This window comes from Nonomuraea typhae (assembly GCF_009760925.1).
In the GTDB taxonomy this organism is placed as follows: Bacteria; Actinomycetota; Actinomycetes; order Streptosporangiales; family Streptosporangiaceae; genus Nonomuraea; species Nonomuraea typhae.
The window spans coordinates 446,422-460,498 of record NZ_VRLV01000004.1; the positions used below are offsets into that span (position 1 = coordinate 446,422).

Consider the following 14,077-nt stretch of genomic DNA (forward strand, 5'->3'; position numbering starts at 1 on the left):
AAGCTCGAGGACGAATGCCATGGGGTTCACCTCCTTCTGGTGCCTTCGACCGCGGGGATCCGCAGGTCGAGGGCGGGGATGACCGACGCGTTCCGGTCGAACGCGACGCCTAGGGCGGCAAGCACGCCCGCCGTGCCCGTGGCCAGGTCCATGGACAGGCGCAGCAACTGGTTGCCGGGGAAGGCCAGATGGCCCTGGTAGGAGAGCGCGTGCCAGGCGAGCCTGCGCACGTGGTCGTGGATGACCGGCCGGTCCTCGGCCAGGCCCAGGTAGTGGAGGGCGGCGATGGTCCCGGCCCGGCCCATGAACAGGAACGGGTGCCGGACGAACGGCGCCCGGCAGGACGTGCGGGCGCCGGCGACGACCTCGGCGAAGCCGGGCTCCTCGCGCACGGCGAGGTACTGGGCCAGGACCACGGCCAGGCCGCTGCTGCCGGTGCCCAGGTAGGCGTGGTAGCGGTTCTCCTCCAGCAGCTGGAAACCGCCGTCGGGCAGCACCCGGCCACGCTCGACCGCGCGGCGCAGGGCGAGCAGCGCGCGGTCGAGATGGAGTTCCCGGCCGGTTTCCGCGTGCAGCCGCAGGAAGTAGTGGGCGACGCCGGTCAGCCCGTGCTGCAGGCCGCCGCGCTCGCAGCCCTCGAGCCCGGCGGCGAGCCGGTCGCCGAGCCGGGCCGCGCCGTCCAGGTCGCCGAAGTGCAGCAGGCTCAGCCCCGCTCCGGCCAGGCCGCCGTGAATGCCCGGGGTCAGCAGGCCGTCCTCGGTGGCCCTGGCGCGGGCCAGCGTCTCCATCGCCTCCTCGCGGCGGCCGAGCTCGTCCAGGACGACGGCCACGCCGTGCAGCCCGTCCAGCAGGCCGGGACGCGGCTCGGCTTGCCGGGTGGTGGTGACGAGCCAGTCCAGGTGCTCCTCCGGGGCGGGCACGCCCGCCGTACGCAGGGCCCAGAGCACTCCGGCGGCGCCGTGCGCGACGGTGTGGCCGCCGGTGACGAACTGCCGCGGGTCGCCCGGATAGAGCCGGTCCCGGCGCTCGGGAGTCGCGCTGGCCAGGATGCCCGCGGCGATCGAGTCCCTGAGCGGCTCCCAGCCGGGTTCGGCGAAGAGCGCGGCCTTCTGATCCGTGCCGGCCGTCAGGCCGAACTGCCGCACCATCCGCGGCCCGAAGCCCTGAGGCAGCGGGAAGTGCTCGGTGATGACGCCGGTGAGCGCGGCGAGCTTGACCCGGTCGCGATCCTGCAGCGGCGAGATGGGCAGGAAGACCCACTGGCGCAGGCAGTTCATCACGTACTGGTCGGCCGCGCGCCCGCGCAGCCCGGCGGGCGCGGCGAACCCCGGCGCCGCCAGCCCCGCCCCCTGCGGGTCGGCGAGGTCACAGGCGATCTCGAAGTCGACGAGCGCCACCCGGCCGTCCGGGCGCACGATGACGTTGCCCGGATGCAGGTCGCCGTAGCGCACACCCCGCGCGTGCACGGCCATGAGCGCCTGGTCCACCTTGGCCAGCACGTCGATCGCCCACCGCGCGTAGGCGGCGGCGTCCTCGGGCGCCGGGTCGGGACCCACCAGCGGGTACCGGTCGAAGACCTCCTCCATCAGGGTCTTGCCCTCGATGTACTCCTCCACGAGGAAGTGGTGCTCCCAGATCACCCGGTAGTCCAGGACCCGCGGCACGCAGTCCAGGCCCTCCAGCCGCCTCAGCATGTCGCGCTCGCGGCCCAGCCGGGTCACGGCGTCCATGCCCTCGCCGTCCAGCCCCGCGTGTGGACGGCCCTCCGACAACACCACGTACCCCCCGGACCCCTTGTCACGGGCCAGGTACACGCCGCCGCCGTTGGAGAAGTGCAGCGGCCGCTCGATCTGGTAGGGGAACTGCTCCGCGCCGCCCTCGCCCCGCCTGGCCAGCGCCTCCCGCAGCACCTCGGGCACCTCCGCCCACGCCGGCACGGTGAAGGCGGGCGAGCGGTCGTCGGGCACCAGCTCGCCGTCCGGCGTCCGGACCGCGTACACGGTCTCGCCGTCCGGGCCGAGATAGGTCATCGGCTTGAACGCGCCGTAGCGCACGTATACGGGGGCGCCGCCGTACCTCAGGTCCGTGAGCACGTACGGCCCGGCGAAGCCGTCCAGCAGCTTGTCCAGCTCGGGCAGCACGCGGCTCAGCTCGGCGACGTCCACCGGGTAGAGGGCCAGCAGCTTGCCGCTGCCGCCGCGGTCGGCGTACTTGCTGTTGAGCAGCCGCACGGCCGCCCCGCTCCGGAGGAACTTCACCGCGATCCGGTGCTCCAGGCAGTAGTCCACGACCAGGTCCACGACGCGCTCGGCGTCGCCGGCGGTGGCCGAGACATGGATCTTCCAGCCCTGGTCGGGCAGGTCCACGCCGGGCGGGCGCAGCACGACCCAGAGGTCGCGCTCGGTGGCGCTCCAGCCGTCCGGCAGCGGCCGGGTCCCGGCGGCGAACCGGCTGCGGCCGTCGGGGATGCGCGACGGCGGTTCGAAGAACAGCGGGTCCGCCTGGCAGAAGGAGAGCAGCTGAGGGATGGTCGCGTCCATGGGGCGGGCTCCTAGCGCGGGCGGAGGACGACGGGGAGTTCCAGCAGGTAGCGCACGCGGCTCTGCCGGTAGTGCAGGTCCCTGGCGTCCTGGGTGAGGTCCATGCCGGGGAAGCGGCGGGCCAGGGTCAGCAGGGCGACCTGGGCCTGCGTCCTGGCCAGGGCGGCGCCCAGGCAGTGGTGGTGGCCGTGGCCGAAGGCCAGGTGCGGGTTGCGGGCGCGGCCGATGTCCAGCTCCTCGGGCTCGTCGAAGAAGGCCGGGTCGCGGTTGGCGGCCACCAGCGAGGCCGCCACGAGGTCGCCGCGCGGCAGGCGGGTGGCGCCGACCTCGACCGGGCAGGAGACGTTCCTGGCCAGGCCGACCGGGAACGGCGTGACGTACCGCAGCAGCTCCTCGACCGCGCTCTCGGCCAGGCCGGGCTCGGCCACCAGGCGTTTCCACCGCCGCCTGTCGCCTAGCAGCGCGGCCACGCCGTTGGCCAGCAGCGTCGTGGGCGCGCGGTGCCCGCCGACCATGAGCAACCGGCTCGCCGCGACCAGGTCGCCGGCGCACAGCCCGGGGCCCTCCGCGGCCACCACCCAGCCGAGCAGGTCGTCCCGGGGAACGGCGGCACGCTCGGCGATCAGCGCGCGCAGCCGCTCGTCGATGTCCGGATGCGCCTGCGGTGGCACGGTGTTCATCCGCACCAGCAGCCAGTCGGCGATGTCGGCCCGGTCCGCCGCGGCGATGCCGAGCAGCTCGCACAGGACCACGATCGGCAGCGGCCGGGCGAAGGCGGCCACGAGATCGACCGGCTCGTCCACCGGCAGCGCGTCCAGCAGCTCGTCGCAGGCCCGCTGGATGCGCGGGCGCAGCGTCTCCATCCGCCGGGGCGTCAGGTGCTGGCCCACGAGCCTGCGCAGCCTGGCGTGCTCGGCCCCGTCGATCGTGACCAGGTCCTGCTCGCCGCGGTGCTCCAGGTCGCCCTGCAGGCGGAAGCCGGCCGTGATCTCCGTCTCGCTCACCAGCGCCGCGTCCCCGAGCGCCGCCGTGGTGGCCGCGTGCCCGGTGATGATCCACGAGGTGGCCACGCCCGGCGCGTTGACCCGATGGACCGGGCCCATCTCGCGCAGCTGCCGGATGACGTCCGGGTCGTTGAGCAGCACCGGCGTGAGCGCGGGCAGCCGCACCGGGCAGCTCGCCCGCCCTTCCGGCTCCAGGGCCGCCAGGAACGACGCCACGCTCCTGGGGTCGTCCTCGGCCAGCACCAGCGCCGGGCAGCACAGGCCCGACGGGTCGAGCGCGTCGGGCGAGCCCACGGCCACGACCGCCGCCGCGCGCTCCGGGTGCAGATCGGCGAAGTCCACCACGGCCGCGGCGGCCGCGCCGTACCCTAGGAGCACCGCGCGGGCCGGGCTGCCGGGCGCGGCGAGGCAGTCGGCGACCGCCTCGGCGCACGCGGCCCGGTCACCAGCGGGCGTCTCGTGCGTGCGGACCCGCCAGCCGTCGCGCACCGGCGGCGCCCCCGCGCCGAACACCACCAGGGTCCCCGTCATCTGCGCTCCCTCACGTCCTCGTGCCGACAGCTCGAGGATGAACGGGCTGACTTGGATCGCCCTGGGAGATGGCTGCAAAACCCGTTCCATCCGCGTTCGCGCAGGTCAAGGGGTACGGCGGGGCCGTACCACCATCGTCGTCGTCCCGGCAGGCGGAACCCGCGAGCCCGCCCGGAGCGCGAAACCGCAGTTCAGGCCGGGTTGCCGTGGTCGTCAAGCCGCTTCCAAGTCCGTCTTCCTACGCTGGCCAGCGGCGTCGCCCAGGGACAACCGGAGGACACATGCGCGGACGCAGGCGAGAGAGCGACGCGAGCGAGGGAGGACGGGGGCGCGGGCCAGAGGGCGAGGGGGGACGGCGGCGCGCGCCGGAGAGAGGCGCGGGCGAGAAACGGGGGCGGCGCGGGTCGGAGAGCGCGGCGGTGCTGCCGTCGCTGGCGACGGCCTGGTGGGACGCCCACACCGACGCCCTCGCCCGGACCGGCTTCCTGCGCATCGCCGCCCGGCTGCCCGCCACCATGGCCGGCGCGGTGGCCGTCGCCTGGCGGGCCGGCCGCGCCGACACCGTGATCGCGCTCGTGCTCAGCCTGCTCGGCGGCGTCGCCACCTCCTACGGCCTGCTGGCCACCCGCGACGTGCTGGTGGCGCTGTTCGCCGCCGGGCCCACGCTCGATCGCGTCCAGGCGGCGCTGCCCGCGCTGGTGGCGGTGGCCGTGGCGGTCGCGGTCAGGTCCGCGCTGTCGATCGGGGCGGGGTGGGCGCAGGCCAGGCTCATGCCCCGGGTGCTCACGCTGGTGGAGCGGCAGTTGTTCGAGCTGACCACGCGGGTGGAGCTGGCCGCCTTCGACGACCCCGGGTTCACCGACGAGATGAAGCGGGCCCGCAACCGGGGCGGCCTGGCCCTGCAGGCGGTGGTGCGCGGCACGCTCGACCTGGCCGCGGGCCTGGCCGGGCTGGCGGGGACCGCGGTGGCGCTGCTGGTGGTGCATCCGCTGCTGCTGGCGGCGTTGTTCCTGGCCAGCCTGCCGGGCGCGTGGGCGGCGGTGCGCGTGGCACGGCTGTCGTACGTGAGCGAGCGCAACCGCACCTCGCGGCGGCGGCGCATGTGGATGCTGGGCGAGCTCATGGCCGAGCGGCTGACCGCGGCCGAGGTGCGCGTGTTCACGATGCGCGGCTTCCTGCTCGGCGAGTACGACCGGATGGTGGCCGCCGAGACCGAGGCCGAGCTGGAGGTCGTGGCCGGGCAGACGCGGGTGCGGGTGCTGGGCGGCCTGCTGTCCGGGTGCACCACGGCCGGGCTGTACGCCGTGCTGGGGCTGCTGCTGGCCGGGGGCGCGCTGCCGCTGGCGGCGGCGGCCACCGCGGTCCTCGCGCTGCAGGCGGCCCGGATGTCGCTGACGCTGGCGCTGACCAACGTCAACAAGATCTACGAAGAGGGCCTCTACTTCGGCGACTACACCGAGTTCGCCCACCGCTGCGCCGGACGCCTGCCGCCGCCCGCCGAGACCGCGAGCGTGCCCGCGCCGCGGGCCATCGACGTCAAGCTCGCCGGGCTCAGCTACGGCGACGACGGCCCGGCCGCGCTGGACGGTGTCAGCCTGACCGCCCGCCGCGGCCAGACGATCGCGCTCGTCGGCGAGAACGGCTCGGGCAAGACCAGCCTGGCCACGCTGCTGGCCGGGCTGCGCGTGCCCACCTCGGGCGCGGTCACCTGGGACGGCCTGCCGCTGCACCGCGCCGAGCGGGCCGAGGTGTGGCGGCACGTGGCGCTGGTCAGCCAGGAGTACTGGCGCTGGCCGTTCACCGCGGCCCGCAACATCACCCTGGGCGCCGCGGACGAGGACCCCGTCAGGATGCGCGCCGCCGCGGTGAAGGCCGGGGCGCACCAGATGATCGAGAACCTGCCGGATGGGTACGACACCCTGCTCTCGCGGGTCTTCGCCGGAGGGCAGGACCTGTCCGGCGGCCAGTGGCAGCGGCTCACCTGTGCCCGTGCCTTCTACCGGGACGCGCCGCTGCTCATCTGCGACGAGCCGTCCGCGGCCCTGGACCCGAAGGCGGAGCACGCGTTGTTCGCGAGCCTGCGCGCCGGGGCCGAGCGCAGGATCACGGTGCTGATCACCCACCGGCTGGCCAACGTACGGCACGCCGACCGCATCTACGTCCTGCACCGCGGCCGGATCGCGGAGGAGGGCACCCACGGCCAGCTCATGGCGCTGGGCGGCCGGTACGCGGAGTTGTTCACCCTGCAGGCCGACGGCTACCTCGAGGAGCGGATCGCATGACCACCGAACTCACCCCCGCCCAGCTCAACGACGTGCCCACGCTGCGCCGCCTGCGCGAGGCCGCTCCGGTGCACCACGTGGACCTGGGCCGGGGCGGCGCCGAGTGGTTGCTGACCGGCTACGAGGCGGCCGTGACGGGCTTCTCCGACCAGCGCCTGATGGGGGACGGCGGCGCCGGGGAGCACCCGATCGAGGAGGCGGAGCGGGCGGGCCGGGTCATCTTCGAGGAGGACCTGGTGGACCTGTCCGGCCGGGACCACCAGCGGGTGCGCCGGCTGATCTCCCGCCAGCTCACGCCGCGCCGGGTGGCGGCGCTGGAGCCGAAGATCCGGCAGATCGCGGACGAGCTGCTCGCGGAGATCCCCCGGGGCGCGAGCGTGGACTTCGTCGCCGCCTTCGCCCGGCCCATGCCGATCATGACGTTGTGCGCCCTGGTCGGGGTGCCGGACGCGGACCGGCCCTACGTCAACGCCTACGTGACCGGCCGGGTCGCCACCCTGCCCGACGAGCCGCGGGCGCTTTCCCCCGGCCCGGACATGACCTCGCCGGAGACCGCCGAGATGGTCGCCTACCTGGGCGCGCTCATTGCGGAGCGCCGCCGGGCGCCCGCCGCAGACCTGATCAGCGGCATGATCCGGCAGGCGGACGCCGAAGGGCTGGCCGACGCCTACCTGGTGGCCGCGGTCCGGCTGACCCTGGTGGCCGGGCACCGGGCGGTCACGGGGCTGCTGGCCAACGGCCTGGCGATGGTGCTGCGGGACCCGGCCCTGTGGGCGCGGCTGCCGGAACGGCTCGACGACGCCGTGGAGGAACTGCTGCGTTACGTCACCCCGATCGCGCTGAGCGTGCCCAGGCACGCCACGGCCCCGGTGGAGGTCTGCGGCGCGGAGCTGCCGGAGAAGGCGGTGGTGCGCTGCGCGTGGGGCGCCGCCAACCGGGATCCGGCCAGGTTCCCCGAGCCGGACGCTTTCGACCCGGCCCGGCGGGACAACGCCCATCTGGCCTTCGGCTACGGGCACCACTTCTGCCTGGGCGCGGCGCTGGCCAGGGCCGAGATCAAGGTGGCGCTGTCGACGCTGCTGACCCGCTACCCGGGCATGCGGCTGGTGGAGGAGGAGCTGGTCTACCGCACCGGCGACCTGCGTGAGCCGCGGACGCTCCGGGTGGTGCTGGAGCCCTAGTCGAGCTGGTCGAGGATGGGCGTGACCAGCTCGTTGAGCTCGCGCACCAGCGCGGTGACGGCGTGCTCGGCGCTCTCCTCGACCCGGTCGTGCGGCCCCTCCGGCTCCGGCGGCAGCCCGCCCAGCGGCACCGGCGCCTCCACCAGCAGCGTCGCGCGCAGGAACGGGCTCCTGGCGAGGTCTTGCTGGGCCGGCTCGACGTACTGGCCGAACATCCTCGGCCAGCCCTGCCAGCCGCGGTCGCGCCACCAGGTGCGCGAGGTGGTCAGCGGCTCGGGCAGCGGTGAGACGATCCGGATGCGGGCGGTCAGCGTGCCGTCCCAGGTGTTGCGCTCGCAGGTGGCGTCGAGCACCCGGCGATCCCAGCGGACGAAGCCGGGCGACAGCGAGGGCGGCACGGCCAGCCGCCAGGCCGCGCAGGCGAAGCGCACCGGCGCGATGTCACCCCACTCGAACTCCGGCAGGTGCTTCTCCACGTGCGCCGCGTAGCGCCCGTAGCGTTCCCTGTCGAAGTCCTGATCGATCCAGAAGGCCTTGGCCATGAGGTCTACCGTACGGCGCGGCGCGCAGCAGAGTGCCGAAGATCGGTGAATGCCGGTTTTTTGACCAGTTATGCTTATCTGGTCAAGAAACTGGAGGACACATGGCCCGGCCACCCGCGGACCCCGCGCGCCGCCGCGAGCGCGCCCACCGGGTCCTGGACGCCGCCGCCGGCCTGATCGTGCGCTGGGGCTACGACAAGACGACCATCGAGGACGTCGCCCGCGCCGCCGGCGTCGCCAAAGGCACCATCTACCTCCACTGGAAGACCCGCGAGCTCCTGTTCGCCACACTGCTGCGCCGCGAGCGCGTCGAAAGCCTCCGCGAGGTACGGCAGGCCGCGCCCCGCACGCTCCACGACCTCGTCCGCCTGATGGCGACCGAACTCCAGCGCCGGCCCCTCATGCGCGCCGCCCTGCTGGGGGACTCCGGCGTCCTGGGCCGCCTGGCCCGGATCAAGAGCGCCCGCGCCCCCGACCCTCTGCAGATCGACGGCCTCGAGCGCTTCTTCGCCGAACTGGCCGAACACGGCGCCGTCCGCGCCGACCTCACCGTGGCGGAACACGTCAGCGTGCTCACCTCGGCCCTGTTCGGCTTCCTGACCTCCGAGCGCCTGACCCCCTACCGGCTGGCGCCGGAGCGCACGGCCGAGCTCCTGGCCGACACCGTCCACCGCACCCTCGAAGCCGGCGGCGACCTGCCCGGCCAGGCGGCCGAGGCGGTCGCCCGGGCGGTGACCGGCTACGTCGAGCACACCCTGGCCCTGGCAGAGAGCAAGCTCGACGCCGCACTGGAAGGACACCTGCCATGACGGCTTCCTCGCGTATGGTTCTCCCGCTCGGCGACGCGGGCGCCGACCTGCCCACCGCCGGGGGCAAGGGCGCGTCCCTGGCCCGGCTGAGCCGCGCCGGGCTGCCGGTGCCCGCCGGGTTCCACATCACCACCGCGGCCTACCGCGAGTTCGTCGCCCCCTTCCGCGGCCGCCTCGGCGGGCCGGACTCCCAGGAGCTGTTCGCCGCCCACGAGATCCCCGCCGCGCTGGCCGCCGAGATCCGCGCCGCCTTCGACGCCCTCGGCGCGGCCGCGGCGGGCGCTGCCGACAGAGCGGAAGCGGGGGACAAAGCGGCCGCTGGGGACGCTGGGGACTCTGGAGACGCTGGGGGTGCGGGGGACCTGGCGGTCGCGGTCCGCTCGTCGGCGACCGCCGAGGACCTGCCCGGGATGTCCTTCGCCGGTCAGCAGGACACCTACCTCGACGTCCGCGCCGACGGCCTGCTCGACGCCGTCCGCCGCTGCTGGGCCTCCCTGTGGAATCCGCGGGCCGTCGCCTACCGCGAGCACAACGGCGTCCCGCACGACGACGTGGCGCTGGCCGTGGTCGTCCAGGAACTCGTGGACGCCGACGCCGCCGGGATCCTGTTCACCGCCGATCCGGTCACCGGCGCCCGCGGTGAGACCGCGGTCAACGCCGCCTGGGGACTGGGCGAGGCCGTCGTCGGCGGCCTGGTCACCCCGGACTCCGCCGTCGTGTCGGGCGGCGGGGTGCGCTCCTACACCGTCGCCGACAAGGCCGTCATGACCGTGCGCGGCGCCGGCGGCACCCGTGAGGAGGAGGTCCCGGCCGGCCGCCGGCACGCTCGCGTGCTCGCCGACGACGAGGTCGTACGGCTGGCCGTACTCGGACAGGCGATCGAGAAGCTGTACGGCGTGCCGATGGACGTCGAGTGGGCCAGGCGGGGCGCGGACCTGTTCGTCCTCCAGGCCCGCCCCATCACCGGCCTGCCCGAGGAACTGGAGGAGTGGAACGACAGCGGCATCGGCGAGTACCTGTGGACCAGCGGCAACCTCGGCGAGGCCATCCCCGACGTGATGACCCCGGTCACCTGGTCGCTGGTGCGGCTGTTCATCCGCGAGGCCATGTCCGCCGCGAACGTCCCCGGCTTCCAGCTCGTCGGCAACATCGGCGGACGCTTCTATCTCAACCTCAGCATGGCCATCTCGGCCGCCAAGGCGTTCGGCATGAGCAGCAGGCTCGGCGCGATCGAGCAGGTCTTCGGCAAGATCCCGCCCGGCCTGGACGTGCCGCTGCTGCCCGCGAGCCGCTGGCAGCTGATCAAGGCCATGGTGCCGGCGGCGATCCGCGTGCGCAGGCGCGTGAACGCCAACGTCAAGCTCCTGCCCGGCTTCCTGGCGACGGCCCGCGAACGGTGCGAGGCGCTGCGCTCGCGCGCCGGGCGGATCGAGGAGCCCGCCGCCCTGGCCGCCTTCTGGGACGCCGAGCTTCTGCCGTACGTCGTGCTGACCTGCCAGATGCTGGAGGCGGCCGGACGGCAGGGCGGCGCCGCGCTCGTCATGACCCGCGACAAGCTCCGCGCCATGGTCGGGGAGAGCGACGCCGAGGCCATGCTGACCGGCGCGAACGCCGGTGGCGAGCTGGCCAGCATGGGCCCGATCATCGGCCTGGACAAGCTCGCCCGCGGTGAGATCGGCCGCGACGAGTACGCCGCGCTCTACGGCCATCGGGGCGCCCACGAGTTCGAGGTGAGCATCCCCCGGCCCGGCGAGGATCCCGCCTGGATCGACAAGCAGCTCGCCGAGACCGCCCCCGCCGACGCCCGTGACCTGCTGGCCCGGCAGGAGGAGGCGCGTACGGCGGCTTGGGCGCGCTTCGACCGGCGCTACCCCGGCAAGGGCGCGGCGATGCGCGAGCGGGTGGCCAAGTGGAACGCGATCGTGCGGGACCGCGAGGACGCCAGGTCGGAGAACATGCGGGTCTTCTGGGCGATGCGCGCGTTCGTGCTGCGGGCGGGGGAGCTGACCGGCCTCGGCTCTGACGTCTTCTACCTGTCCGTGGACGAGATCCTGACGCTGCTGCGCGGGGGCGTCGCTCCGGTGGAGCGCATTCCGGTACGGCAGGCCACCCACCGGAAATACGCCTCCTTGCCGATCTATCCGATGCTCATCGTCGGCCACTTCGACCCGGTGCGCTGGGCCGCGTCACCGGATCGGCGGGTCGACCTCTACGACGCCCGCGGCGGCCAGGCGCCCGTGGGGGAGGCCGTCACCGGCTTCCCCGGCGCGCCCGGCGTGGTGGAGGGCGTGGCCCGGGTGCTGTCCGGCCCCGAGGAAGGCGACCGCCTGGCGGCCGGGGAGATCCTGGTGACCACGCTGACCAACATCGGCTGGACGCCGATGTTCCCCCGGGCGGCCGCCGTCGTCACCGACATGGGAGCCCCGCTGTCCCACGCCTCGATCGTCGCCCGCGAACTCGGCATCCCGGCCGTCGTGGGCACCGGCAACGCCACCATGCGCATCCACGACGGCGACCGGATCCGCGTCGACGGTGAACGGGGGACCGTGGAAGTCCTCAACTGATGGCAAGGCGCATGCGGCTGATCACTCTTTGTGGTCACGATGGGCGGCATGACCGACGAGATGGAATGGGAGCGGCGGGGCGTCGTCTACCGGCGTGCCAAGCTGGCCCTTGACCTGGGGCAGGCCCCTCTGGACGACTACGGGCACGCGGGCGACCTCCTCGGGAAGGGCGTTCCCGCCGATCCGGCCGCGCCTTCGTTCGCGGCGCCTCGAGCCGTGGGTTTTCCCGGATCCCCGTGTCCGCTCCGGCCCTGATTGCGTGTGGAGTCACTGCATTGTTGACCGATTGCACTTCAGGCGGTGTGCATGTCGTGTCAAATAGGTGAAGCGCTTTTTCGCCTGAGTTGTGGCGGCTTACAGTGCGGGCGTGACGACCGACGGTGACGGTGAGCGTCGCGCACTCGTATGCGCGCTGGTGGCAGAGTTCGCTCCGGAGGAACTGCCCGCCTTCGACTTACTGACCAGCGCCTGCTTCGCCGCCCCCGGCAAGGCCGGCGGCGCGCGTGTCTCCGGCGCCGGCCTGGCGGACCCCACCCTCACCGGCCTGCTCTGGGGCGTGATGGGCGGTCTCACGACCGAGATGACCCTCGCCGGGGTGCGCCCCGGTCGCACCCGCTGGCGGCAGGAACGGCAGCGCCGCAAGGCGGGCGGCCCGGACGCGCCTCTGCCCGCTCTGGGGGACGCCTTCCCCGAGGCGGAAGCGGTGATCACCGACCACCTGCGCTCCGCCGGGCGCGAGGACGCCGAGGCGATCGCCCATCGCGCCACGGACCGATGGGCCCGCCGAGACTGGACCACACCCCAATGACCGCCTCCCTCCTGCTCCCTGCCACGCGGATCCCGGTGGTGTGGACCCCAAGGGTGTGGACCCGGATGGTGTGGACCCGGATGGTGTGGACCTGGGTCGTGTGGATGCTGGTGGTGTGGACCCGGATGGTGTGGATCTCGCGGGTGTGGGCTTCCAGGACGTGGGGCTTGGCGGGGCGGGACACGGCGGATCCCGGTCCCGCCCCGGTGACCGCGCCGCCGCCTCCCAAACCGCGCCGGACCGTGCGCGTAAGAGACCGCGGCGGTGGCGCTGCTGAAGTATGTCCGTGGGGGGACGGCGCCACCGCCGCCTGGAGCAGGCGGAGACCCTGCCGGGCAGGCCGATCCGCGGCCCAGTTCCCGGGTTGGGGCGGCGGTGCCGTACCGGCGTGAAGGCGGCGGTGGCCGCCCCGGCGGTCAGGTGGCGAAGGTGAACCAGTTGACGTTGACGAAGTCGGCCGGTTGGCCGCTGGTGAAGGTCAGGTAGACGGTGTGGGTGCCGGTGACCTGGGAGATGTTGGCGGGGACGGTGCGCCAGCTCTGCCAGCCTCCGGTGTTGCCCACCGCGAACTCGCCTATCGGCGCCGAGGTGGGTGCGCCCAGGCGTACCTGGACCAGGCCGCTCACTCCGCCGGGCGCCCCGGATGCCACCCGGGCGCGGAACTGGGTGGCGGCGGTGCCGCCGAAGGCGACGTTGTCGAAGCGGAGCCAGTCGCCGTTGGCGATCCAGCCGACGTTCTGGCCGCCGCCGGTGTCACCGGTGGCTTCGAGGGCGGTGCCGGATTGGGCCTGGTAGCTCTCGGCCTGGATGGTGGAGCGGGCGTCCACGCCGCCGGGCGGGGCGGTGCCGCTCTGCCAGACGGCCACGTAGTCGACGATCATCGGGCGGCCGGAGACGGTGGCGGCGGTGGGGGTGGCGAAGCCGGCCACGCCGTCGGGGAAGGCGCCGCCCATGGCCACGTTGAGCAGGATGAAGTAGCCGGCGTGGCCGGTCATGTCGGTCCAGGTGGCGGCGTCGAACTGGGACTGGCTGACCGCGTGGTACTGCTGGCCGTCCACGTACCAGCGCAACTGGTTGGGCGAGACGCTGCGGTCCCATTCGAAGCGGTAGGTGTGGAAGGCGGACTGGCAGGTGGCGCCGGGGCAGGCGCGGCTGGCGCCGAGGCCGTTGAACTCGTTGCAGGGGCCGCCGGGCGCGACGCCGCAGTGGAGCACGCCCCAGACGGAGTTGATCCCGTTGACGTTCTCCATGATGTCGAACTCGCCGATGCCCGGCCAGTTCCAGTAGTTGCCGCGGAACGGGGCGCCGAGCGCCCAGAAGGCGGGCCAGTAGCCGAGTGCGGCCTGACCGGTGACGTCGGGCATCTGGATGCGGCCCTCGATGCGCAGGATGCGGCCGTCGGCGGGCTTGAAGTCGGTGCGGCGGGTCTCGATGCGGGCGGAGGTCCAGTCGCGGTTGGCGCCCAGCGGGGTGATGCGCAGGTTGCCGGATCCGTCGAGGCCGACGTTGCCGGGGTTCGCGGTGTAGTTCTGGATCTCGCCGGTGCCCCAGTTGGCGGGGCCGCCCGGGTAGGAGTGGCCGGTGTCGATGATCCAGTTGCCGGGGTCGGGCAGGGTTCCTGCGGGCCCGTTGAAGTCGTCGGCCCACACCAGCGACCAGCCGGACGGCGGGGGCGGGACGGAGGCGGAGGCGGCCGGGACGAACAACGCGAGAAGGGCCGGTAACGCGGTGGCCAGGAGGGTGAGACGGCGGCGCAGCATGACTGCTCCTCTTGGGGGGTGACAGAGGTCAGAGAGCGCTCTCACATCAGAAAGAA

The 14,077-nt window shown here is 73.8% G+C and carries 10 protein-coding genes; 6 read left to right on the forward strand and 4 right to left on the reverse strand.

Annotation, left to right across the window (positions count from 1 at the left end; genetic code table 11):
* Window positions 1–26: 26 nt before the first annotated feature.
* Window positions 27–2,540, reverse strand: coding sequence for a class III lanthionine synthetase LanKC (gene lanKC / locus FVE25_RS18120; RefSeq protein ID WP_157248124.1), 2,514 nt, complete (start codon window positions 2,538–2,540; stop codon window positions 27–29).
* An 11-nt stretch (window positions 2,541–2,551) separates the two neighbouring features.
* Window positions 2,552–4,075 carry a cytochrome P450 gene (locus FVE25_RS18125; RefSeq protein ID WP_157248125.1) on the reverse strand — a complete coding sequence of 508 codons (1,524 nt, stop codon included), beginning with the start codon at window positions 4,073–4,075 and terminating at the stop codon, window positions 2,552–2,554.
* A gap of 419 nt (window positions 4,076–4,494) precedes the next feature.
* Here FVE25_RS18125 and FVE25_RS18130 point away from each other — a divergent pair, with 419 nt between their 5' ends.
* Both FVE25_RS18130 and FVE25_RS18135 read left to right on the forward strand, forming a co-directional pair.
* Window positions 4,495–6,357, forward strand: coding sequence for an ABC transporter ATP-binding protein (locus tag FVE25_RS18130; RefSeq protein WP_246267138.1), 1,863 nt, complete (start codon window positions 4,495–4,497; stop codon window positions 6,355–6,357).
* Window positions 6,354–7,538: a cytochrome P450 gene (locus FVE25_RS18135; RefSeq protein WP_157248127.1), complete on the forward strand. Its 1,185-nt coding sequence runs from the start codon at window positions 6,354–6,356 to the stop codon at window positions 7,536–7,538. The genes FVE25_RS18130 and FVE25_RS18135 overlap by 4 nt, the downstream gene beginning before the upstream one ends.
* Here the strand turns inward: FVE25_RS18135 and FVE25_RS18140 are convergent.
* On the reverse strand, window positions 7,535–8,080 hold the full coding sequence (locus tag FVE25_RS18140; RefSeq protein WP_157248128.1) for a hypothetical protein: 546 nt from the start codon (window positions 8,078–8,080) through the stop codon (window positions 7,535–7,537). The genes FVE25_RS18135 and FVE25_RS18140 overlap by 4 nt on opposite strands.
* 101 nt (window positions 8,081–8,181) lie before the next feature.
* On the opposite strand from FVE25_RS18140, the gene FVE25_RS55235 reads away from it, so the two are divergent.
* From FVE25_RS55235 to FVE25_RS18160, 4 genes are all read left to right on the forward strand, one after another.
* Window positions 8,182–8,889 carry a TetR/AcrR family transcriptional regulator gene (locus FVE25_RS55235; protein WP_246267140.1) on the forward strand — a complete coding sequence of 236 codons (708 nt, stop codon included), beginning with the start codon at window positions 8,182–8,184 and terminating at the stop codon, window positions 8,887–8,889.
* Window positions 8,886–11,453: a PEP/pyruvate-binding domain-containing protein gene (locus FVE25_RS18150; RefSeq protein ID WP_157248129.1), complete on the forward strand. Its 2,568-nt coding sequence runs from the start codon at window positions 8,886–8,888 to the stop codon at window positions 11,451–11,453. Before FVE25_RS55235 ends, FVE25_RS18150 begins: the two co-directional genes overlap by 4 nt.
* Window positions 11,454–11,501: 48 nt before the next feature.
* The gene (locus tag FVE25_RS18155; RefSeq protein WP_157248130.1) at window positions 11,502–11,708 is read left to right on the forward strand and encodes a hypothetical protein; all 207 of its coding nucleotides are present in this window, start codon (window positions 11,502–11,504) and stop codon (window positions 11,706–11,708) included.
* 112 nt (window positions 11,709–11,820) lie between these two features.
* Complete coding sequence (locus FVE25_RS18160) at window positions 11,821–12,261, forward strand: hypothetical protein (RefSeq protein ID WP_157248131.1); 441 nt, start codon at window positions 11,821–11,823, stop codon at window positions 12,259–12,261.
* Window positions 12,262–12,677: 416 nt separating this feature from the next.
* Here FVE25_RS18160 and FVE25_RS18165 read toward each other — a convergent pair whose 3' ends face one another.
* Window positions 12,678–14,021 carry a glycoside hydrolase family 16 protein gene (locus FVE25_RS18165; protein WP_157248132.1) on the reverse strand — a complete coding sequence of 448 codons (1,344 nt, stop codon included), beginning with the start codon at window positions 14,019–14,021 and terminating at the stop codon, window positions 12,678–12,680.
* Window positions 14,022–14,077: the final 56 nt, after the last annotated feature.